Raw genomic sequence first — 22,363 nt, 5'->3', positions numbered from 1 at the left:
TACGCGGCGCATGTAATGCGCTGTGATTAGGTAGCGGCCAAACCCGTTGCTGCTGCCTTGGAATACCCAAACGGGATAAAACTGGGAGATACGAATGAATCTTACAAAAGTACTGATGACATCCACCGCGCTGACACTGGCTGCCGGGATGTCCCATGGTCAGGAAATGGCCGATGAAATGACAATCGTAAGCTGGGGTGGCGCATACTCCAACAGCCAGATCAAAGCGTATAGCGAACCCTATGCCGCGAACACTGGCGTTAAGATCATCAACGATGAATCCTCAGCCGAAGCGGTTGCCAAACTGCGCGCGATGAACGAAGCGGGCAATGTGACATGGGATGTGGTTGACGTGACTGCAGCGGATTCATTCCGTCTGTGTGACGAAGGTCTCGCCATGGAAATCGACTTTGACGAACAACTTGCCCCTGGCGATGACGGCTCCACTCCTTCTGATGACTTCGGCGATACGCTGATCAACGATTGCTTTATCCCGCAGATCGTTTTCTCAACCACATTCGGTTACCGCACCGATCTGGTTGGCGACACACCGCCAACAGAAATCTGTGACATCTTCGATACCGACGCCTATCCAGGTAAGCGTAGCCTTGAGAAGCGTCCAATCGGCAACATGGAATGGGCATTGCTCTGTGATGGCGTCGCCAAAGACGAAATCTATGACGTGCTGGAAACGGCAGAAGGCCAAGAGCAGGCGCTGGCCAAGCTCGACACCATCAAAGACGATGTTGTTTGGTGGTCTGCCGGTGCGGACACGCCACAGCTTTTGGCCGATGGCGAAGTCATCATGGGTTCCACATACAATGGCCGCCTCTTCTCGGTTATCGCCGAGCAAGATCAGCCTGTTGAAATGCTTTGGGATGGCCAAATGTTCGATCTGGACGGTTGGATCATTCCAGCAGGTCTGTCGGACGAGCGTAAAGCACGTGCATTGGATTACGTGAAATTCGCAACAGACACGAAGCGTCTGGCGGATCAGTCCAAGTACATCGCTTACGGTCCTGCACGTGCGTCTTCTGCTCCACTGGTCGACAAGCATGCAGAACTGGGCATCGACATGGCGCCCCATATGCCAACAGACCCAGCAAACTCAAAGAACGTCTTTGTGTTCAACTATGAGTTCTGGGCTGACTACCGCGATGATGTAGACGCCAAGTTCCAAGCTTGGTTGGTAAAATAAGCGATCAATCGCTTTTGGAGAGGGCCCATCGCGGCCCTCTCCGCACTTTCACTATTCGTCAAATTGACATGAACGACCAGCCGATGGGGACACCATGAGCGAAGCACCTACAGCCCAAACAGCATCATCACACGCCGCCGAGGCGCGGATTGCGGATGCAGCGCACACCGGCCCCATGCTGGCCGCAGATGGCACGCCGCTGAAGAAATCGCTTAACCGCGCGCTACGGGTGCAAAAGATGCGTGCGCTTGCTTTGGTCGCGCCTTTGCTGATCTTTGTGCTGGTGACCTTCATCGCGCCTATCGCGGATATGCTTTTCCGCTCGGTTGAGAATGATATCGTCTCCGAAACACTGCCCCGCACCACAACGATGCTGGCAGAGTGGGACGCAAAAAGCACCGACATCCCCCCAGAGCCCGTGTTTGAGGCGCTCTATAAAGATATGTTCTTTGCCGCAGAGGCCAAGCTGCACACACGCCTTGGCTCACGGCTCAACTATGAACTGACAGGCACATCGTCCCTTTTCCGCAAATCTGGCCGCAAGGTTGAGGATATGGGCGAGGTCTATCAAGACCAATTCGAAGTCCAGAACGATTTCTGGAAGACAGGCGAAAACTGGAACAGCTTCATGGCCAGTGACGCATGGCTTGCTGCGATGGCCGATTGGAAACCCGCTGACGGCCGCCAGCCTGCGTTTGAATTGCGTGACGGTATCGCTTCAACGCTGCCTGCTACCTCTGCCGCCTATGTACAATACGCTGACTTCATCCAGAACGTGGACGAAAAGAATCTCTATAAAACAGACCCTTGGGCCGTTATCTATTCTTCCCTGCACGAAGATTTGACAGGCGAAAATGATCTTGCCGCTTACTCTGGGCCTGCCTCCGCCGAACTGTCTGCCGCCGCAACAGCCGCAGCAACATTTGAGACCGTCAACTTTACAGAAGCCTTTGCAGGTATCGACAAAGACTGGACCACTCTGGAAGTCTGGCAGACAATCAAAGTTTACAGCCCGAAATTCACCTCCGGCTATTTCCTCAACGCTGTAGACATGCAGAAATCCGTTGACGGAGCCGAGATGCGCCCCGAAAACCAACAGATTTATGGCATCTTGTTCTGGCGTACGATGGTGATGTCCATGGCGATCACCCTGTCATGTATCCTGCTGGGTTATCCCGTTGCGTGGATTCTGGCCAACCTGCCAACACGTCAGGCAAACCTGCTGATGATCCTTGTGTTGCTGCCTTTCTGGACATCACTGCTGGTGCGTACATCTGCATGGAAAGTCATGCTGCAACAACAAGGTGTGATCAACGACACACTGGTCTGGCTGGGCATTGTTGGCACGGATGACCGTCTGGCGCTGATAAATAACCAGACTGGCACAATCATCGCGATGACGCATATCTTGCTGCCATTTATGATCCTGCCGATGTATTCCGTCATGCAAACGATCCAGCCTACTTACCTGCGTGCGGCGAAATCACTGGGCGCAACGAACTGGACCGCCTTTTGGCGCGTGTATTTCCCACAGTCCATTCCAGGTATCGGCGCGGGCAGTATCCTCGTGTTCATCCTTGCCATTGGCTATTACATCACACCCGCAATTGTGGGTGGTACATCAGGTACGTTTATCTCGAACCGGATCGCCTATCACATCTCCCAATCGCTGAATTGGGGCTTGGGTGCCGCGCTGGGCGCGATCCTTCTGGCGGCTGTTTTGCTGCTCTACTACGCCTACGACAAGATCGTCGGCATTGATAACGTGAAACTCGGATAAGGAGCAGACCCATGGTTGCACTCACACCCATCTCGCGCACTGAACCCGCATTCTACGTTCCCGTAGTCGCAGCATTCGGCGCATTTTTCGGCATATTCATCGGCACAGGTCAGGGGAATCTGATCTTGGGCGTCCTTGGTGGCGCAGCTCTCATGGGACTTGCTGCTTTTGTGCTCACCAAATTGATCAAGGTAGAAAAAGCAGGGCGCTGGGCGCTGACTGTGCTTGTCGCCCTCGGTGGTCTCGCCTTGGCAGGGATACCCGGTCTGGTGATTGGCGTCTTCTTTGGCTGGTTCTTCGGGTTTCTAAGCTTCTGGCTGTATGAAGGACGTTACCGCGCGAAAATCCCTCCCTATCTGACACCCGGTCAGGTGTTCTGGCATTTCGCATTTCGCACGATTTGCGGTTCGATCTTTGTGTTCCTGATCACCCCAATCCTTGTGGTTATGCCGCTCAGCTTTAACGCCGAGAATTTCTTTACCTTCACGCCGGAAATGCTGCGTTTTGATCCTGCGGGTTACTCGCTCAAGCATTACCGCGATTTCTTTACCAATGACGCATGGCAGAGCGCGATGATGAACTCGCTCAAGATCGCGCCTGTGGCGACGTTGCTATCAGTATCCTTTGGCACGCTTGCTGCAATCGGGCTCAGCCAACCACACGTGCCTTTCCGGCGCCTCATCATGGCGATCCTGATTTCACCGATGATTGTGCCCCTGATTATCTCTGCTGCGGGTATGTATTTCTTCTACAGCCGCATCGGCCTGCAAGGCACTTACATTGGCGTAGTGCTGGCACATGCGGCGCTGGGCATTCCGTTTGTGATTATCACCGTGACGGCCACGTTGGTGGGTTTTGACAGCTCCCTGACACGTGCCGCAGCGAATATGGGTGCGAACCCTGTGACCACCTTCTTCCGCGTGCAAATGCCGCTGATCCTTCCGGGTGTGATTTCAGGTGGCTTGTTCGCCTTTATCACCTCGTTTGACGAAGTGGTTGTGGTCCTGTTTGTTGGCTCCGCAGGTCAGAAAACCCTGCCATGGCAAATGTTCATCGGGTTACGCGAACAGATTAGCCCAACAATCCTCGCTGTTGCGACGATCCTTGTGGGCATCTCGATCTGCTTGCTGACGGTGGTTGAACTCCTGCGCCGCCGTTCTGAACGGATGCGCGGTATGTCACCGAGCTGAGCGTAGGCGCTCCAGAAAACGGGGGGAGGCATAGCCATCTGGCACTTCCCCCTGCGCCACCTGCCAACCCCGCACAGCATTCACCGTAAGCGGCCCGATTTTGGCATCTATCTTTTGCGTGTCAAAGCCTTGTGCGGTCAACAACTCTTGCAGCTCAATCCGCTCAACGTAGCTTAACGCGCGGTCTTCAAGCGGCCAGTTGCCCTGCAACGCATCACCGCCCGTGATACGATCTGCCAAATGGCCCACTGCAATGACATAGGCATCGGCGGTATTATAGCTCTCCAACACCTCAAAATTCTTAAACACCATAAAGGCAGCGCCCTGCGCACCAGCGGGCAGCAAAATTGAGGCGGCACCGTGGTCTGCCACGGCTTGGCATTGCGCATCGACAATTCCCAACTGCGCCCATTCGGTCGGGTTTTTCATCACCTCACGGTTCGCCAGCAGATAATCAAACCCCTCTGGTATCCGCACCTCTACGCCCCAAGGCTGGCCCGCAATCCAACCGTTGTCTTTCAGATATGCCGCAGCGGAAGCCAGCGCATCCTGCGGATCATCGGCCCAAATATCGCGCTTGCCGTCGCCGTTCCAATCCACCGCGTGGTCGATGAATGACCCCGGCATGAACTGTGTATGTCCCATGGCGCCCGCCCAGCTGCCGTTCAGATTTGCCAGCGATGTGTCGCCATCCTGCACAATGCGCAGCGCTGCAATGACTTGGGCTTCAAAAAACGCGGCGCGGCGCGCATCATAGGCAAGCGATGCCATAGAGCTTAGCACAGGGTCGCTGCCGCGAAATGTCCCATAGGCGCTCTCTAGGCCCCAAATCGCTGTCACGATCTGGGCGGGCACGCCGTACCGCGCCTCAATCTCGCCCAGCGCCTTTTGCTCACGCTTTAACGCCGCCTGTCCGTTGCTGATCCGCAGATCAGAAACGGCTGTATCAAGGTAATCCCAGATCGTCTTGGTGAATTCAGACTGATTGCGGTCCCGCTCCACCACTTTGGGGGCAAAGACAACATCCGCCATTGCGCTGTCGAATACATCCGCGCTGATACCTGCCGCCAACGCCTTGGGACGAAATTCGGTAATCCAATCGCGCAATCCGGACGCGCTGCGCGGCTGATCAACCTTCAGCGAACGGGCATGCCCCGCTATAGGCAAGGCCATCATCAACATAACTGCAAGTGAAACGCCGCGCATAGCTGGCCCCTTTTACGATCTTAATTGTTTCCAACTTATCGACAATCAGCATCCACTAAAAGCACTCAGCCTTCCGTTGCGCGGTCTTTGGCCCGCGCCAAAGCATCCGCTTTCAGAATTTCCATATACTCCCGTAACAACGGCACACGGCGGGGACGAAAATTGGCCCCTGTCAGACGCAAATCCCACATGCGATCCAGACGAAAGGCACGGAAATCCTGCCGTAGATGACACCACGCCATCAGCATATGCGCGTTTTGCATAAAGACGATACTCAGCGGATCCACCTGCCGTTGTGACCTGTCGCCTTTGCCATCTTCATATTGAAACTCAACCGTTGCTTCATCCCACGTCGCGGCACGCAACGCCTTTACGTCGATTCGCGGTTCTGGCGGCCGGGAAAAACGGCGCGCATCCAAGACCGCATGTTGTAAGCGGTGGGTTTGCCGCGCTGGTAGCCGCGCTTTTAACTTGGCCAAAGCGGATTGGGCAGCTTTAGCCAATGCCGGATCACCGATCACAGCAACCTCACGCAACCCCAAAACCAGCGCTTCCAACTCGTCATCGCCAAAGGCCAGCGGTGGTAAAGTGGCATCTTCGATCAACGTATAGCCAAATCCGGTTTCACCGTCGATCACAGCGCCCAAGCCCCGCAGCGCATCAATATCACGGTAAATCGTGCGCAGGGAAACCCCCGTTTCATCCACCAATGCCTGCGCTGTCACGGGCGCAGGCAAGCGCCGAAGCGTTTGCATCAACTGAAACAAGCGGTGTGTGCGGTTCATCTGCGCCTCCTGCGGATCAAAACAAACATGCCAGACTATACTGCCACTTTCTGTCAGCACGCCCTGTTACACAAGCCCCACTTCACCCAACAGGAAACGTTATGATTACTCTTTACACATTTGCCTCTGGTTTCGGACAATTCAGCTATAGCCCCTTTTGCACCAAGGCAGGTTGGCTTCTTAAGCTGTCTAACGTCCCGTGGCAGCGCCAAGACACGACCGACCCGCGTAAAATGCCGCTGGGCAAACTGCCCGCGATTGGCCTTGCTGACGGTACGATCATCCCCGACAGTGACAATATTCGCGCATATCTAGAGAAGACGGGCCATGACTTTGATGCGGGCCTATCGCCCCGTGACAGGGCTGTGTCCCGCGCCTTTATCCGCATGGCCGAAGAGCATATCTATTTCCACCAAATGCAAGATCGCTGGGGCGATGACGCCAACTGGGCCGTGATCCGCCAAGAGTATTTCGGCTTTCTCCCCGCATTGATCCGCGGAATGGTCACGCGGAAACTCAGGAAAGACGTGCTGGGCATGGTCCATAAAATGGGTTTGGGGCGAATGACTGTGGAGCAGCGTTTGGCCCGTGTAGAGCCTGATTTTGTCGCGATTGCCGCGCAACTGAACGAACGTGCGTTCCTGTTTGGCGATACGCCCACGGCTGCAGATGCAAGCGTGGGCGCGATTCTTGGTGGTGTGATGGCCGCCCCTGTACCCACACCACTTTCACGCAGAGTGGCACAGGATGCGGTGCTCAGCGCTTATGTGAAACGCTGCGCCGCCGCTATGGATTAACGGCGGCTGCGCGTGACCTTGCGTTTGGTCGCGGCCTTCTTGCCTTTGGCCTTCGCCCCTTTGCGGCGGGGGCTGCGCCCTGCAGGGCTTTGACGGCCTTGCGGGATTTTGTCGCCCTCGATCTCCAGCAACTCCAGCGCGATGCCACCCGTGACAGGTGTCACTTCGGAGAGGCGCACGGTAACCCGTTGGCCCAGACCGATGGTCATCCCCGTGTCCGAGCCCATCAAGGTGCTTGAATCCGCATCATGGTGGAAATATTCGCGCCCGATGTTGCGCATCGGGATCAGGCCATCTGCACCTGTTTCGTCCAGTTTTACAAATGCACCAAACCGCGCCACGCCGCTGATACGGCCAGTCATTTCATTGCCCACACGTTCAGACAAATAGGCCGCCAGATAACGGTCAGTGGTGTCACGTTCAGCGATCATCGAGCGCCGCTCGGTGTCGGAAATATGCGCGCCAGTGGCTTCCATATCGTCCATATCGTGCTGCGACAGCCCGTCTTTGCCCCAGCCATGCGCAGTGATCAATGCGCGGTGCACAATCAAATCCGCATAGCGGCGAATGGGTGAGGTGAAATGCGCATAAGATCGCAACGCCAAACCAAAGTGGCCGATTTGATCCGGCCCATAGTACGCTTGTGTCATCGACCGCAACGTCGAGATGTTGATCAACTCCGCATCATCGGTGCCTGCTGCTTGGTCCAGCAAGCGGTTCAAATGCGCGGTCTGCAACACCTGCCCTTTGGCAAGCGTATACCCCGCAGCCGCAGCCGTTTCGCGCAAGGCGTCCAGTTTGGCGGGGGTTGGTTCCTCATGCGTACGGAACAACAGCGGCGTTTTCTTCGCGATCAATGTTTCGGCGGCGGCAACGTTTGCCAGTACCATACATTCTTCGATCAAGCGGTGCGCGTCCAGCCGCATGCGGAAATTGACAGAACGTACCGTGCCATCTTCATCCAGTTCAATCCGCCGCTCTGGCAAATCCAGATCAAGCGGCTGACGGCGTTCACGCGCTGCAACCAACGCGGCGTAGGCTGCGTAAAGCGGCTTGATAACAGTCTCTAACAAGGGCTCTGTACGGTCATTCGGCTTGCCGTCCATCGCATCTTGGACTTCTTCATAATGCAAACTTGCAGGCGAACACATCAGACCACGGTGGAAATCGTGACGCAGTTTGTTGCCCTCAGCGTCCAACACCATGCGTACCGCAATACAGGCACGTTCAACGCCCTCATGCAGGGAACACAAATCACCCGATAGGCGGTCAGGCAGCATTGGCACAACGCGGTCTGGGAAATAGGTCGAGTTGCCACGTTTGCGCGCCTCACGGTCCAAAGCGGAATTCGGCGTGACATAGGCTGACACATCCGCAATCGCCACCCAAAGGATATGGCCGCCCTCATTAGCTGGATCAGTATCCGCCTCGGCAAAGCAGGCATCATCGTGGTCGCGTGCATCTGACGGGTCAATCGTGACCAATGGCACATCGCGCAAATCCTCGCGGCCTTTCAGCCCTTTGGGCGCAGCGGCGTCTGCTTCGACGACAACATCATCAGGGAAATCATCGGGGATGCTGTGCTGGTGGATCGCTATCAGTGATACGGCTTTGGGCGCCGAAGGATCGCCGAGGCGGTTCACAATGCGCGCACGCGGCAGGCCCATGCGGCCTTTTGGCCCCGCCAATTCCGCTTCGACCAGTTCACCGTCTTTTGCACCGCCGGTGAAATCAGAGGGCACAGCCCATTCTTTATCCGCACCTTTATCAATCGGCTGGATACGCCCGCCTTCCGCATGTTTGCGGAAAATGCCGACAATCTTTTTGGGGTTGGTGCCAATGCGACGGATCAGGCGGCCTTCGTAGTGGTGGCTTTCACCCTTCACCAAGGTCAGCCGTCCCAGAATACGGTCGCCCGCACCCAGTGCAGGATCAGCGGCACGCGGAATCATCAAGACGACAGGTTCGACCCCCTCGCCGCCCCATTCCATCGGCTTGGCGTATAAATCACCGTCGCCATCCGTCCCTGTCACCAACAGCACGCTCACGGGCGGCAGGCGCTCAGGGTCTTGATAGCTTTTCTTGCGCTTTTCCAGATGGCCTTCGGCCTCCAGCTCTTTCAGCATCCGCTTCAGATCAATCCGCGCAGCCCCTTTGATCCCGAATGCTTTGGCGATTTCGCGCTTGGCTGTCAGGGTGGGGTTCTCTTCGACCCATGTAAGGATCTCTTTTTTAGTAGGTATGTTATTCATGTGACTGGAGGTAGCACGCAGACGCAGGCGCGTCACATCATTTTAAGTCGGCAACTGTATCCACATCACGCAAAACCGCCACATGGGCGATTGTGTGGCCTGATAACGTCGCCTCGGTATCCTTTAGCGCGTGTTCAGTAGACCAACGCACCCCAGAGAAGAGGCTTGGTGGCACGGCACGGCGCCGCCGCAACCCGATGAGCCAATACCCCCCATCATCCGCAGGGCCAAACACCGCGTCATGGGCGCCCAGCGCCTTGAATGCCTCGGCAATCCGATCCGCGTTAATATCGGGAATGTCCCCGCCAATCACACAAACGGGGCCAACAGGCGCATTGCGCAACGCGCGTCCCATCCGATCCCCCAGATCGCCGCCCCCTTGCGGGACACGCGGCAAATGCGCAGGCCAGACACGTGACGTCATGCCAGCACGGTCTGGCGCAACGGCCAGTACAACTGTCCAACGCGGATCAGTGATCCGCCGCAACAGCCGCCGCACCTGATGTCGAAACCACCACGCGGCGGCGACCATTCCGATGTCACGTCCCAACCGCGTCTTGACGCGCCCCGGCCGTGGTTCTTTTAGCATCACAACCAGTGTGGGTTTCACAGAGTTCTTGCCATCATCTGATGGGGTTCACCTTCGTCGGCATAGACATCGCCGTAAGGTTCAAACCCCAGCTTACCGTAAAAGCCGATTGCATAAACCTGCGCACCCAACGCTGCGCGGGTGGCCCCCAGCTCTTGCGCCAAAACAACAGCCGCTTTGATCAACTCAGCGCCCAAGCCAGTGCCACGCTGGGACTCACTCACGCAGACGCGGCCAATCTTGGCCGTATCGCCTTCCAGATAGACCCGCGCGGTGGCAACAGGCGTATCGCCATCAAGCCCCAGCAGATGGTGGCTAACAGGGTCTAACGCGTCGATTTCGCCCTCGGCAGAATAACCTTGCTCTTCTACAAACACCTTATGGCGCAGATCATAGCAGGCTTGCCTGTCTTCGGTTTTAGAAATCGTGATCATGCAAAATAGTCCTGCAAGATGCGGGTATAGATGGTTTTCAGCTGCTCGATATGTTCAACGCGGACATGTTCATCCACCTGATGCATCGACTGCCCGACAAGGCCAAACTCAACCACTGGGCAATGTGATTTCACAAACCGCGCATCCGAAGTACCGCCTGTAGTGGACAATTCAGGCGCGACACCTGTTACCGCCTCAACAGCACCGGCAACCATTGAGGACAAATCACCCGGAGGAGTGATAAAGCTCTCTCCCGAGATTTTTACCTGTGTTTCGATCTGCACGCCAAACGCCTCGCGAATGGCTGCCACTTCGTTCTCGATCCACTCGCTCAGGCTGGCGCCGGAATGGGAATCGTTAAAACGGATATTCACCGTCGCCGCACATTCTGCCGGAATGACGTTGGAGGCCGGGTTACCCGTATCCACTGTTACGACTGCCAGTGTGGAGGCGTCGAAATGATCGGTGCCTGTGTCCAACTCATGGCTGGCCAAACGATCCATCAAACGCATCATGGCAGGCAGCGGATTATTGGCGCGGTGGGGATAGGCAGAGTGACCTTGCTTGCCCACAACACGGAACTTGATCGTCATAGACCCGCGGCGCCCGATTTTAATCATCTCGCCCATAGTGTTCGGGCAGGTCGGCTCTCCGACCAGACAGACGTCCATCCGCTCGCCGTTGTTTTCCATGTACTCAAGCAAGGCGGTGGTGCCATCAATGGCGTCGCCTTCTTCATCGCCGGTGATCGTGATCACGATAGAACCGTCCGGCGGAGTCGTTTTCACAAAATCAACAGCGGCGGCGGCAAAGGCGGCTACACCCGATTTCATATCCGTGGTGCCGCGACCATACATGATTCCATCTTTGATTTCAGCGCCAAAGGGCGGCATGCTCCATGCCGCTTCGTCGCCAATTGGCACAACATCCGTGTGGCCGTTAAAACCAAAGCTGCGCGTGTTGCCTTGGCTGCCCCAACGCGCAAACAGATTGCGGATGCCGCCACGTTCCGCCCATGCACAGGTAAAACCTGCCTCGCTCAGTAGATCATACAGAATATCCTGCGCGCCTGCATCTGCGGGGGTGACAGAAGGGCAGCGCACCAAAGCGGCGGTCAGTTCAACGGGATCAACTGGGGTGAATTTCGACATGGGATCAGGGCTCCTATAGCGGTTTACGCACCTTATCCCTCTTGTGGCGTAAAAGTGCCAGCCCCCCTAAATCGCGGTTCAATTCCAGCGCGATTGTGCTACCGTACCCGCATAATAAATGACCCGAGGCAGGGCTAAAGCAGTTCCATCACCTGAAAACAGGGGTGGATAGGTTCGTAAAACGAACGTGACCGGATGGGGAAATCCCCATATCCATCATTGGCTTGCGCTGTTTCACTTGAATGGTTTGAGGCAGTGATATGATAGTAACGTCAACAAACAGAACAGAATCAGTGCGCAATGCCACTGCCGCTCGCGGGGTGGCTTGAATGACTTGGCTTGCTTTGACCGATCACGATGATCGCCGCCTGTCTCTGAATGGGCTTGGACACGAAAAACGCAGCTCTCCGATTGTGGCAGATGTTGCGGGCCAGACCCTGAACCGCGGCAGTATCGTATTTGAAACGCAGCTTTCCGGCGAGACCAAGCCACAGGCCTTGTTTGGCTTTACCAACCCCCATCCGACACACCGCAGTCTGGTGTTTCAAGCCATCCCCGGTGGGGGCGTGTCGATGGTGCATGTGCAGGGTAACACTGTCACCCATGCTGCAATCGCCCACAAAAACACGGGCCGCGCTGAAACACTGCGCCTGACATATTCTTGGGATATCACCTACAAGTGGGGCCGCCTGACGATGGAGCAAGTCGGCGATGGTGCGGTGATCAGTGTTCCCGTTGAAAACCCTCTGCCGCTCACTCTAGAGGATTTACGCGATTTGATGTTGGGGCGCGGCACGCATGATTACGCGCCCGAAGTGGTTTTTGCGGCCCTCTCCAACCAGATCGAGCCGATTGGCGTCAGCCCCACCTTGTCACCTGATACGCCAATCGCGACCCCGTGGGGATACCGCAACGCGGCAACCTTAAAACGCGGTGATACCGTTTATACTGCGGATGGCGAAGTGGTGCCTGTGCTGCAATCTATCACACGCACGGTTCCCGCAAGGGGCAGCTTTGCCCCGATCCGTATGCGCGCGCCCTATTTTGGCCTGCAAGACGACATCATCATCGCCCCCGAACAACATGTGGTGATTGATGGGCCAGAAGTGGAGTACCTGTTTTCATGTGAAAAGGTGCTCACCCCTGCGCGAAATCTGGTGAACGGATTTGCGGCGCGTATCGAACCGCCCAGCCACCTGATCCAATACACTCAACTGATCCTGCCAAATCACGAACCGATCCTTGCAGCCGGTGCCGCAATGGAAAGCATGTACATCGGGCGCATTCGCCGTGACACGCATAAACTCGCCTCGAGTGTGATGTTTGGCATCGACAGGAATGACCTGCCCGAACACGGCGCGCCTGCACATCGGGTTCTTAAACGTTTTGAAGCTGTCTATCTGGCTGACCGCCGCGCAGCATAGGGTTAGTCAAAAAACGGAGTCATTTGCGCCACAATGACTGAATTCTCGTCAAGAGCGCGTTGCATCAAAGCGCGCTCTTCGGCGTCGATCTCGTGACCTTCTTCTTCACGTTCGGCCAATGTGCCATATCCTGTTACATCCAGCGGCGCAGTATCTGCTTGCTTGAGGATGGCAACAGTCTCGCGCACGGCTTCGGCCTCATCAATCCCTGAGGCAAAACACATAAGCGCAGCACCCGTGGCCTTGTCAGGCAATCCGTCGCCTGCTTTGCGGCCGATTTCGACCAACAGCGTAAAGACCTGCTGGCGGGACGGCTTTTTGGGTTTGGGAGTGTCAGACATATCGGTGCGCCTCATGGAGTATCGGGGCAACACCTAGTCGCTTGGGCGCTGATTGAAAAGCCTCAAGCGGGCCGCGTCATTCGCATTTGCGCAGCTTGCTCATCCGTGCGCCTTTCTGGATCACTGCGATGCCTGTATCCGTGCGCATAATCATGATCCGCCTGTGCCATGGTTCACCGTCGCTGCGGCATATGGCGTTGTACAGAGTCGCCTCCATACCGCTGACGGCGACCGGATCACGCAACGTACAGCGACTGCCCAGCGCGAAAAAGATGTTAGTGGTTAGCAAAACTGCGCCACCTTCTTTGCCGATGCTTTTGCAATCCCAGCTATCGCCCGAAGGATGATCAGGGCGATAGCGGCCATCATAGGGCCCTGCCCATGTAGCGGATGCCATCACTGACGCCGCGATCACTAGCAGGGCAAAGCGCATCAGTCGCGCAGCAATTCATTGATGGATGTTTTGGAGCGGGTCTTTTCATCGACTCGCTTTACGATCACCGCACAATACAGGTTCACACCGTTTTTGGAGGGCATAGACCCTGCCACAACAACCGAACCAGCAGGCACTTCACCGTAAGTGACTTCGCCTGTGTCGCGGTCCAGAATTTTGGTCGACTGGCCGATGTAAACGCCCATACCCAGAACCGAACCTTCACGGATGATGCAACCTTCAACAACTTCGGAGCGTGCGCCGATAAAGCAGTTATCTTCGATGATTGTCGGACCAGCCTGCATCGGCTCCAGCACGCCACCGATACCAACACCGCCTGACAGGTGCACGTTTTTACCGATTTGCGCACAAGACCCAACAGTGGCCCATGCATCAACCATCGTGCCTGTATCGACATAGGCACCCAGGTTCACGAAAGAGGGCATCAATACAACGCCGGGCGCGATATAGGCTGATTTACGCACGACACAGTTTGGCACAGCGCGAAAACCTGCTTCTTTCCACTGCTCTTCGCCCCAGCCCATGAACTTGCTGTCAACTTTGTCCCACCAGCTGCTGCCTTGTGGGCCACCGCTCTGCATTTCCATGTCCTTGATACGGAAACCCAACAGCACAGCCTTTTTCGCCCATTGGTTTACATGCCAATCGCCGCTGGCCTGCTTTTCTGCGACGCGCAGCTTGCCTGTATCAAGTGCGGCCAGTGTCGCTTCGATGGCGTCACGGGTTTCACCTGTGGTGGCTGGTGTGATGCCGTCGCGGTTTTCCCACGCGGCCTCGATTGCGGTTTCAAGCTGGGCATTGGACATGTTGGAACTCCGGTAAGTAAGAAGGGTTAGGTGGCGCTATACCCGCCACAAGCTTTTCGCGCAATCCTCACCGCCTGACAGGCTTCCCTTAACCACCTAACAGACTAAGAATGCTGCTGACTTGCGATCACAATTGAAAAAATAGCAATCAAAAATCCCTAGCGCCCCAAATACATGGGACGCTAAAGAGTTTGCACGGGGCGTTAAGTTTTGGCCGTAGTGCTGTCTACGTCAGGTAATGTTTCGGCGTCGATGATCTCCGCATCTTCAATGCCCTCATTCCCGTGAGTTGGCACTGCTTTACTCTCTTCCAGCGCACCAACGATCAGCGGCAACATCTGCACACCCGCAGGCATGGCGACCTCGGACAGCGGTGGGCGCTTCCATTCCAATGTATCAAAGCTGGAACAGTTTTCGCAGATCGGCTTCCATTCATTATGAATGTGCTGGCAGTTGTCGCAAATCCACTGCGGGCCGCGTGGCACAGCAATTGCACGCGCCAGCCAGCCTTTTACAACCGTATCAGACGCGCCCTCGCCGCGTTCAATCGCAGCCATCAATGTCACAGAACGTGCATCAGGATCAGTTTCTACCAGATTACCCAACGCACGGCGGGCAGCCGGAAAATCTTCGTTTGCGATGTTCAATTCGGCCAGCAGCATTTTCGTCTCGGGGTGATCGACCTTCACTTTTGTCAGTGCCGTAAAGCGTTTGATCCGTGCAACGGGTGTTTCATCAGGGGCGATTGCGGCAAAGGCCGCTGCGAGATCAGGATGCGGGCGCGCCTCCCAAGCTTTTTTCAACACACGGGCTGCGTAACGCGGCTTGCCTTGCTCAATATATTGATTTGCGGCCATCACGGCAGCAGGAATCAGATCCGGTGACAGACGGTTTGCTTCAATCGCCGCTTCGCGTTTCTCGATTGAGCTGTCATCAGCGATCAATTCTTTGGCTTCGGACAAGGCCAGAACAGCATCGCGGCGCTTGTGAACATCGCGCGGCAACTGGCCATTGCGCAGCTTGGCGTTCAGGGTTTTACGTGCGCCAGTCCAATCTTCTTTTTCGGCCTGAAGGCGCAGCAGGATATCGCCCGTTTCTTCGTGCTTTGGTTTCAGCGCAAAGGCTTTTTCAGCAAATTGCAGGGCAACTTCTTTATCACCTGCCGCCAGTTTTTGCTTCATGATCCCACGAATACCGACAAAACGGGTCTGTTCGTTTTCAACCAGCTTGCGGTAAGTCGCTTCGGCTGTGCGCGTGTCGCCCGCCATTTCAGCCGCTTGTGCGACCAGAAGATTAGTCAGCTCTGGCTTGTTCAGATATTTATCGGCTTTAGCGGCCTTGGCCATCGCCACACGCCCCTCGCCGCTGGCCAAAGCCATCAGACCCTCGGACAACGCATCAAAACCCTTACGCTCGCGGTTGCGGTCAAAATAACGCGACAGCGCAGTTTCATCCCCATTCAGGAATTTCCAGCACGCCAAAAGCAGCGCCAGCGCCTTGAGAAGTACCCAAACCGCAAAGACAAGCAGCACCAGAAGCAGAACCGATTCCAACGGACCCGGATTTAATTCATAGCCAAAAGCGCGGATTTGCAGTCCGCCATCTGCTTCCAGAAGAACACCCGCCCCCCACGCCAACGCGCCAACAACGCCAATGAAAAAGATGATTTTGATCAGGGACCAGAGCATAAATTATTCCTTAGTCTGCCGTGAGGCGTTGTGACAAAGCTTCGGCAGCAGCCTGCGCAGAAACGCGGGCATCAGCCGCCGCACGCCAATCGGCAATAGCGGCCTGTGCTTCTTCGGGCAGGGTATCAAGTTCGGACAATGTGGCCGTTAAGTCACCTTTTCTGATAGCAGCTTCGGCGCGAGACAGGATCGCGTCGGGGTCATTCCCCTCGCGCGGGGCAACCGAACGCGCGCCCAACGACCGTTTGAGAAAGCTGCCAAAACCTTGCTGGCCTTCCTCAGCGCCACTTGCACGGGCCGTCGCCAAAGCGGTGCGGGCCTGATCAGGGAATTCAGCCTGCAACGCGCTCAATGAGGCGACACCATCTGCCGCCGATGCGGTCAACGCCGGATCAATTTCACCCAGATCAAGTGACTGCAAATCCTCAATCGGACCCGCAAATGGCTGGCCCGCATCAATCGCAGACACAATCTTGGATATCGCCGCCTGTGCGCTTGCGGCACGTGCGGCGTCTGCTGTGGCTTCCTCAACGGATTTGGCATTATTCAGCAATGCTTGAATTTCGTTGCGCTGTGTTGCAATCGATGACTGTAGCTCTTTCAACTCTGCCGCATAAGCTTGGCTATTGCCCCCTTCGCTTGCAACGGGCGCAGGCCGATCTTCAAGCGCGGCAAGCCGTGTTTCCAGATCACTCAACTGCGTTTCCAAAGGTGATAGGTCCGTCACAGGCTGCTCTGCCGCCTCCAACGTAGCAAGCCGTTCTTGCTGGGCACTTAGGTCGCTGCGGAGTTTGGTTGTAATACCTGAATCACCATCGCCAAACAAATCAGCCTGACCCGCGAAAAAGCCAAGCGCACCCGCGACGATACCCCCCAAAACCAGCGGCAAAAAGATACTGTCTTTTTTCTCGCTTTGTGCGACGGCTGGAACGGGGTGGACCATTTGCGCCGTTGAACTGGTGTCATGTGTTTCGGTTTGCGCATCCAATGGCTCGTCATCCGAGGCATCCAGATAGGTTTCTGGCGGCGTTTCCGGCTTTTTCTCATCTGGGGTGAGCGACTCTTCCTCGTCCACGGCGGGAACCGTATCATTGGCCAAGGCCTCAGCAGTATCTTCAGGCTTGGTCACTTCTGCATCTGCAGGAGATGTTGCTGTGTCTTCAACAATCACTGCATCCTCGATAGCGTCGACCGTTTCGCTTTTCGATGACTTGCCCTTTGCGGGGCCCGTTTTCTTCGATGTTGCCACAACAGATACCTTTTCGATTCCAACCACTGAACAAGGTCAGCTTTGAAAGCTTAACCCGCATCTTCTGGCCCCTCAAGGCAAGCAGATGCTCTTACACATATTTTCAACCGCATTACGCATGTATATCGCTTGCGGCGCAGATATTACCACCAATTGCGCCAATTTTTCTCGCTCAAAAGGCGCGGCAACAGCAGAACTAAGGGCAATAACGTGGGCATTTCCAAGGTCACCCTTGGAAATTTGCACCAAATGCGCAGCGCTTCGGGGTGAAAAAACGGGTATAACGCAGGGTGCTTTCAAAGCTTCCACAGCGGTTTTCGCCATTAGCAGCAAGTGTTGTTCATAAACTGCAACATGCGCCGTTTTCAGGCCCGATGACGTTAACCTTTGTGCAATGTCACCACGGGTATGGACCCCGCCCAGATGCAACAACGACACATTCGGCGGGTCAGCTTGCAGGGTCGCAACCAACTCTTGCGCCGTATCACCTGCTTTTTGCGCCTTCCAACCACTAGCTAAGGCCGCCTGCCGCGTCTTCTCTCCTACGCAATAGGCCATGCGCCCTGCCCCAGCGGGAACATGCGCCACAGCATTTGCAGAAGTGAAGATTACGGCGTGGTGCTCTTCTAAACCATATGGCTGCCCCGTCGGGACGATTTTCATCAACGGCGCAATCACAACGCGCACCGCCGTCAATGCCGCAGGGTCCAGCGATGCGGCGAACGCTGCTGCGCTGTCAACGGGACGGGTGATCAGCAGGCTGGGCAGGGCCATGGGTTTGGGCGCTCTCTGGATTGTTTGCCGGACGTCAAAGTGTTACCTCCACAACAGCAGCTACACAACGGATACGCCCGATTTATGACTTCCCTCACCCTCTTAGGTATTGAAAGCAGTTGCGATGACACCGCCGCCGCCGTTTTGCGCGGGCAAGCAGGGGATGCGCAGGTTCTCTCCTCTATTGTGATGGGGCAAACCGCGTTGCATGCAGATTTCGGCGGTGTCGTGCCAGAAATCGCAGCACGTGCGCATGCTGAAAAGCTGGATTTATGTGTTGCGCAGGCACTTGAGGCGGCAGAGCTTAGCCTTGATGACATTGATGCTGTCGCGGTCACGGCTGGCCCGGGGCTGATCGGGGGCGTTGTATCCGGGGTCATGTGCGCCAAAGGCATTGCACTGGGGCGGGGCCTGCCGCTGTACGGTGTGAACCATCTGGCGGGGCATGCCCTAACACCGCGCCTGACAGATGGCGTGACCTTTCCGTACCTGATGTTGCTTGTTTCTGGCGGGCATTGCCAATTCCTTATCGTTTCGGGGCCAGATCAATTCCAGCGCCTTGGCGGTACGATTGATGACGCACCGGGCGAAGCCTTTGACAAAGTCGCACGTTTGATTTCCCTTCCCCAACCGGGTGGCCCTGCGATTGAAACCCGCGCCAAGGCTGGCGATTCAAAACGGTTCAAACTGCCGCGTCCGTTGCTGGACCGTCAAGGATGCGACATGTCATTTTCGGGCCTGAAAACCGCCGTGCTGCGCCAGCGCGATCATCTACTGAAGGATGGCACGTTATCTGCCCAAGATCAGGCAGACCTTGCCGCAGGGTTCCAAGCCGCTGTTGTGGATGTGCTGGCCGAAAAAACTCGCCGCGCCTTGGCGGTTTATGCCCCGATGACAGATACGCCCAGCATTTGTGTCGCGGGTGGCGTTGCCGCGAACATGGCCATTCGTAGCGCATTGGAAACGGTTGCACACAAATTTGATGCCGCGTTCATCGCGCCGCCGCTGGCCCTATGCACGGATAACGCTGCGATGATCGCCTATGCCGCGTTGGAACAGATGGGCACCCGTGCGCCAGACGGCATGGACCTGTCGGCGCGTCCGCGCTGGCCATTGGATCAAAGCGCGCCCGCGATGTTGGGTAGTGGCAAAAAGGGAGCAAAAGCATGAGCATATCCGTTTTAGGTGCAGGCGCATTTGGCACCGCTTTGGCCATTGCTTTGGGTGGGAATGGCCCTGTGACGCTCTGGGCGCGTGATCCAGCGGATATGCAAACCACGCGACAAAATGCCAAACGCCTGCCTGATTGCCCGTTTCCCGATACGTTGCAGGTGACAGGTGATTTGACCGATACTTTGACCGCACAGACAATTTTACTGGCGCTGCCCCTGCAACAGTTGCGGGGATTTTTACAAGAACATGTAGCCGATTTGAACGGCAAAGCGCTTGTGGCCTGCTGCAAAGGGATTGAGCTGAGTTCGGGCGTAGGCCCTGTCCAGATCATCAACGACGTGGTGCCGAATGCGCAGGCCGCAATCCTGACTGGCCCCAGCTTTGCGGCCGATATCGCACGTGGACTGCCAACAGCGCTGACCCTCGCCGCACAGTGCGAAGACACAGCAAAACAGCTGCAACAGCAGCTAACCACCCGTGCGCTGCGCTTGTATCGGACCACAGATACAATTGGCGCAGAGTTGGGCGGGGCGTTGAAAAACGTGGTGGCAATCGCCTGTGGCACGGCGATGGGTGCTGGCATGGGGGAAAGCGCACGTGCCGCCCTGATGACACGCGGTTATGCGGAAATGCAGCGTATGGCAGCGCATCGCGGGGCCGATCCGGATACACTGGCAGGGCTGTCGGGCTTTGGAGATTTAACGCTGACCTGCACCTCGGAAGGATCACGCAACTACCGTCTTGGCCTCAGCCTTGGCCGTGGAGAAGCGTTTGACGCCAGCACAACCGTAGAGGGCGCTGCGACTGCGCTGGCTGTGGCACGTGTGGCGACAGACGCGGGGCTGGATATGCCGATTACCATGGCGGTTGCTGGATTATTGGATAAGACATTAGACGTAAAAGAGGCTGTGCATAGCCTTCTCAACAGACCTTTAAAGGAAGAATAACATGCTTGTATGTTTGATTGCTCATGACAAATCTGGCGCGCTGGACGTGCGTCTGGAAAACCGCTCAGCCCATGTTGAGTACCTCAAAAGCACGGATCATGTGCATTTGGCAGGCCCGCTGATTGGTGTGGATGGCGGCATGTGCGGCTCGATGATTGTGCTGGATGTACCCGACATGGCCGCCGCCGAAGCTTGGGCCGCCAATGATCCCTATGCCAAAGCGGGCCTGTTCCAAAGCGTCACGTTGACCGAATGGAAAAAGGTGATCGGCTGATGGCGTATTGGCTGTTCAAATCCGAACCCGCCACTTGGGGCTGGAACGATCAGGTGACCAAAGGCGACGCGGGCGAGGAATGGGACGGCGTGCGCAACTATCAGGCGCGTAACTTTATGCGTGAGATGGCCGTAGGTGATCTGGGATTTTTCTATCATTCGTTGAAAGAGAAATCCGTGGTGGGCATTGTCGAGGTCTGCGCAGCAGCGCATCCCGACAGTTCCACCGATGATCCGCGCTGGGAATGTGTGGATATTCGTGCCGTGCGCCCCTTTGTTGCGCCTGTCACGCTGGACATGGTCAAAGCAGATGAGCGGCTGGCGGATATGGCATTGGTGCGTAGTTCACGATTGTCTGTGCAACCCGTGACAGAGGCAGAATGGAAAATCGTCTGTGACATGGGCAAAACCCAAGCCTGACAAAAAGACCCGATCGCATACGAAAAAAGGGTTCCGGCACCCCTCCTCACCCCGTGCACTCCCGTAACCCCGGCACACGTATTCGAAATATGTTCTGGCCATCCTAGCCGTGAGATCATTCATACGCGCAGTCGTATTTTTCTGCAAGAAAACAGTAGGTTGAATTGACCTCAAAAAAGAAACGCCCACTTAACCAAGCCGGCGTTTCTATGGTGTTAATCAGTGACTAGATCAACCGTAGATGGATTCTTTGCCAAAGTGCTTGGTCAGCATGTAATAGACAACCGCGCGGTATTTGTTGCGCTCGGATTTGCCGTATACTTCGATCACGGAATTGATCGCCGCCATCAGCTCTGGACCATCGGAAAGGCCAAGCTTCTTGATCAGGAAGTTGTTTTTAACGGTTTCCAGTTCGGATTCCTGTGAACCAGCAACTGTAGATGCATCCGCGTTATAGATAGAAGGGCCGCATCCGATTGTGACTTTTGTCAGCAGTGCCATGTCTGGCTCAATGCCGCACTTCCCTTTGAGATCTTCCGCGTATTTCGCGATCCACTCATCCCGCTTGCCCATGTGATACTCTCCTTGGTTGGACTGTGCTGGTGTTTTCACCAACATTCTCGGGAACCCTAGTCTGAAAACGGCGCATCACGAAAGGAAATTTTATTGCCTGTTTTCCCCATGTTTAGCGGCACAAACCAAAACCCGTATTTTGCAGATGGAAATGGTCTGCATGCAGGTTGTTATATTCTGGCCCCAAGGTCACGCGAAACCACTTGCAGGCCGTACTATTGGCGCGCCGCAAGAAGGCCGTCTTGTCGGCATCCCCGTCCCAATCCCGCAACAGGCTGATACGGGTGCCATCGTTCAGCACAAAACCTCTGATATCAATGGCATCGGCGGTGGCATGAGTGCTCATGCGTGTCGTATTGCCTGCCGTTGTCCGCATAGCACGGCAAGAATAGCTGGAAAAATGCTCGATCCGCGCGATGTCTTGGCCAAAAATGTCCCGCGCTGCCGGTTGCAATCCGTGCTGTGTCCACATTGCCAACCTCAACGCCGTTTGGCAGCGGGTGTTCACGGGCTTGATCGCCGTCCCCGCCGCACCACTGAGTGATACTTGCGGCGCAATTCCACATTGAGGACCATCAATAAAATCCGCTTTGCTCTGCGCCTGCGCCCCTGTCTGCAACGCCGCACTACAAGCCGCGTCATCGCCCAGCGCGACGCGCAGTTTCCAAGGGGTAAGGGTGGTGACAGGATCACCAATTACCAGCGGCACTGTCGGGTTCCATTCGGGCGGCAAAGGAGTGTCGGGGTGAACCATCAGTTGCCACACCGCAAAAGCCGTACCCCCAAAGATGAAACACAAAAGCGCCGCCCAGTGGAGTACGGGGCGGCGCTTGTAGGGGTGTTGATCGCTCAAATCAGC

The 22,363-nt window shown here is 55.9% G+C and carries 23 protein-coding genes; 9 read left to right on the top strand and 14 right to left on the bottom strand.

Translation table 11 applies throughout. From position 1 onward, the window contains the following. The first annotated feature begins 94 nt into the window (after positions 1-94). The 3 genes from GGR95_RS08975 (at position 95) to GGR95_RS08965 (ending at position 4,168) form a co-directional block, all read left to right on the top strand. Positions 95-1,198 carry an extracellular solute-binding protein gene (locus GGR95_RS08975; protein ID WP_184564968.1) on the top strand — a complete coding sequence of 368 codons (1,104 nt, stop codon included), beginning with the start codon at positions 95-97 and terminating at the stop codon, positions 1,196-1,198. Positions 1,199-1,292: 94 nt separating this feature from the next. After that, a complete protein-coding gene (locus tag GGR95_RS08970) occupies positions 1,293-2,978 on the top strand; it encodes an ABC transporter permease (protein WP_184564966.1) in 1,686 nt (561 codons plus the stop codon). 11 nt (positions 2,979-2,989) lie between these two features. Further along, entirely contained in the window at positions 2,990-4,168 is a 1,179-nt protein-coding gene (locus tag GGR95_RS08965) for an ABC transporter permease (RefSeq protein ID WP_184564965.1), read from the top strand. Here GGR95_RS08965 and GGR95_RS08960 read toward each other — a convergent pair. Both GGR95_RS08960 and GGR95_RS08955 read right to left on the bottom strand, forming a co-directional pair. Beyond that, positions 4,157-5,374 carry a lytic murein transglycosylase gene (locus tag GGR95_RS08960; RefSeq protein WP_184564963.1) on the bottom strand — a complete coding sequence of 406 codons (1,218 nt, stop codon included), beginning with the start codon at positions 5,372-5,374 and terminating at the stop codon, positions 4,157-4,159. The genes GGR95_RS08965 and GGR95_RS08960 overlap by 12 nt on opposite strands. A 65-nt stretch (positions 5,375-5,439) precedes the next feature. Next, the gene (locus GGR95_RS08955; protein WP_184564961.1) at positions 5,440-6,159 is read right to left on the bottom strand and encodes a helix-turn-helix transcriptional regulator; all 720 of its coding nucleotides are present in this window, start codon (positions 6,157-6,159) and stop codon (positions 5,440-5,442) included. Positions 6,160-6,260: 101 nt separating this feature from the next. Between GGR95_RS08955 and GGR95_RS08950 the strand changes: the two genes are divergently transcribed. Further along, a complete protein-coding gene (locus GGR95_RS08950; RefSeq protein ID WP_184564960.1) occupies positions 6,261-6,956 on the top strand; it encodes a glutathione S-transferase family protein in 696 nt (231 codons plus the stop codon). Here GGR95_RS08950 and rnr read toward each other — a convergent pair. From rnr to dapE, 4 genes are read right to left on the bottom strand one after another with little or no spacing between them, the layout of a single operon-like run. Then, a complete protein-coding gene (rnr, locus tag GGR95_RS08945; RefSeq protein ID WP_184564958.1) occupies positions 6,953-9,208 on the bottom strand; it encodes a ribonuclease R in 2,256 nt (751 codons plus the stop codon). The genes GGR95_RS08950 and rnr overlap by 4 nt on opposite strands. Positions 9,209-9,245: 37 nt before the next feature. Next, positions 9,246-9,818 (bottom strand): TIGR04282 family arsenosugar biosynthesis glycosyltransferase, encoded by a 573-nt coding sequence (locus GGR95_RS08940; RefSeq protein ID WP_184564956.1) that lies wholly within the window; start codon positions 9,816-9,818, stop codon positions 9,246-9,248. After that, on the bottom strand, positions 9,815-10,231 hold the full coding sequence (locus tag GGR95_RS08935; protein WP_184564954.1) for a GNAT family N-acetyltransferase: 417 nt from the start codon (positions 10,229-10,231) through the stop codon (positions 9,815-9,817). Before GGR95_RS08935 ends, GGR95_RS08940 begins: the two co-directional genes overlap by 4 nt. Beyond that, the gene (dapE, locus tag GGR95_RS08930) at positions 10,228-11,382 is read right to left on the bottom strand and encodes a succinyl-diaminopimelate desuccinylase (RefSeq protein WP_184564952.1); all 1,155 of its coding nucleotides are present in this window, start codon (positions 11,380-11,382) and stop codon (positions 10,228-10,230) included. Before dapE ends, GGR95_RS08935 begins: the two co-directional genes overlap by 4 nt. Positions 11,383-11,711: 329 nt before the next feature. Between dapE and GGR95_RS08925 the strand changes: the two genes are divergently transcribed. Continuing rightward, positions 11,712-12,806 carry a Hint domain-containing protein gene (locus GGR95_RS08925; protein ID WP_184564950.1) on the top strand — a complete coding sequence of 365 codons (1,095 nt, stop codon included), beginning with the start codon at positions 11,712-11,714 and terminating at the stop codon, positions 12,804-12,806. A gap of 2 nt (positions 12,807-12,808) precedes the next feature. Here the strand turns inward: GGR95_RS08925 and GGR95_RS08920 are convergent, their stop codons facing one another. The 6 genes from GGR95_RS08920 to GGR95_RS08895 all read right to left on the bottom strand — a co-directional run bounded on the left by GGR95_RS08920 (position 12,809) and on the right by GGR95_RS08895 (position 18,118). Next, positions 12,809-13,147 (bottom strand): hypothetical protein, encoded by a 339-nt coding sequence (locus tag GGR95_RS08920; RefSeq protein ID WP_184564948.1) that lies wholly within the window; start codon positions 13,145-13,147, stop codon positions 12,809-12,811. Between the two features lie 76 nt (positions 13,148-13,223). After that, entirely contained in the window at positions 13,224-13,580 is a 357-nt protein-coding gene (locus tag GGR95_RS08915; RefSeq protein ID WP_184564946.1) for a hypothetical protein, read from the bottom strand. Continuing rightward, positions 13,580-14,407: a 2,3,4,5-tetrahydropyridine-2,6-dicarboxylate N-succinyltransferase gene (gene dapD / locus GGR95_RS08910; RefSeq protein ID WP_184564944.1), complete on the bottom strand. Its 828-nt coding sequence runs from the start codon at positions 14,405-14,407 to the stop codon at positions 13,580-13,582. Before dapD ends, GGR95_RS08915 begins: the two co-directional genes overlap by 1 nt. Before the next feature lie 203 nt (positions 14,408-14,610). Next, positions 14,611-16,095: a heme biosynthesis protein HemY gene (locus tag GGR95_RS08905; RefSeq protein WP_184564942.1), complete on the bottom strand. Its 1,485-nt coding sequence runs from the start codon at positions 16,093-16,095 to the stop codon at positions 14,611-14,613. 10 nt (positions 16,096-16,105) lie between these two features. Then, the gene (locus GGR95_RS08900; RefSeq protein WP_184564940.1) at positions 16,106-17,371 is read right to left on the bottom strand and encodes a COG4223 family protein; all 1,266 of its coding nucleotides are present in this window, start codon (positions 17,369-17,371) and stop codon (positions 16,106-16,108) included. 45 nt (positions 17,372-17,416) lie between these two features. Continuing rightward, a complete protein-coding gene (locus GGR95_RS08895) occupies positions 17,417-18,118 on the bottom strand; it encodes a uroporphyrinogen-III synthase (RefSeq protein ID WP_184564938.1) in 702 nt (233 codons plus the stop codon). Between the two features lie 84 nt (positions 18,119-18,202). Between GGR95_RS08895 and tsaD the strand changes: the two genes are divergently transcribed. From tsaD to GGR95_RS08875, 4 genes are read left to right on the top strand one after another with little or no spacing between them, the layout of a single operon-like run. Beyond that, entirely contained in the window at positions 18,203-19,288 is a 1,086-nt protein-coding gene (gene tsaD / locus GGR95_RS08890) for a tRNA (adenosine(37)-N6)-threonylcarbamoyltransferase complex transferase subunit TsaD (RefSeq protein WP_184564936.1), read from the top strand. Next, a complete protein-coding gene (locus GGR95_RS08885; protein WP_184564934.1) occupies positions 19,285-20,238 on the top strand; it encodes an NAD(P)H-dependent glycerol-3-phosphate dehydrogenase in 954 nt (317 codons plus the stop codon). The genes tsaD and GGR95_RS08885 overlap by 4 nt, the downstream gene beginning before the upstream one ends. Before the next feature lies 1 nt (position 20,239). Further along, a complete protein-coding gene (locus GGR95_RS08880; protein ID WP_184564932.1) occupies positions 20,240-20,512 on the top strand; it encodes a YciI family protein in 273 nt (90 codons plus the stop codon). Beyond that, a complete protein-coding gene (locus GGR95_RS08875) occupies positions 20,512-20,931 on the top strand; it encodes an EVE domain-containing protein (protein WP_184564930.1) in 420 nt (139 codons plus the stop codon). Before GGR95_RS08880 ends, GGR95_RS08875 begins: the two co-directional genes overlap by 1 nt. A 231-nt stretch (positions 20,932-21,162) precedes the next feature. On the opposite strand, the gene GGR95_RS08870 is transcribed toward GGR95_RS08875, so the two are convergent. Next, the gene (locus tag GGR95_RS08870; RefSeq protein WP_184565069.1) at positions 21,163-21,504 is read right to left on the bottom strand and encodes a DUF2853 family protein; all 342 of its coding nucleotides are present in this window, start codon (positions 21,502-21,504) and stop codon (positions 21,163-21,165) included. A 112-nt stretch (positions 21,505-21,616) separates the two neighbouring features. Further along, positions 21,617-22,357 carry an extensin-like domain-containing protein gene (locus tag GGR95_RS08865; protein WP_246423338.1) on the bottom strand — a complete coding sequence of 247 codons (741 nt, stop codon included), beginning with the start codon at positions 22,355-22,357 and terminating at the stop codon, positions 21,617-21,619. Between the last annotated feature and the right edge of the window lie 6 nt (positions 22,358-22,363).

It is taken from the genome of Sulfitobacter undariae, from assembly GCF_014196805.1.
GTDB classification, from domain to species: domain Bacteria; phylum Pseudomonadota; class Alphaproteobacteria; order Rhodobacterales; family Rhodobacteraceae; genus Sulfitobacter; species Sulfitobacter undariae.
Note: the sequence above shows the minus strand (reverse complement) of the source record. Positions and strands in the feature narration are given on the sequence as shown.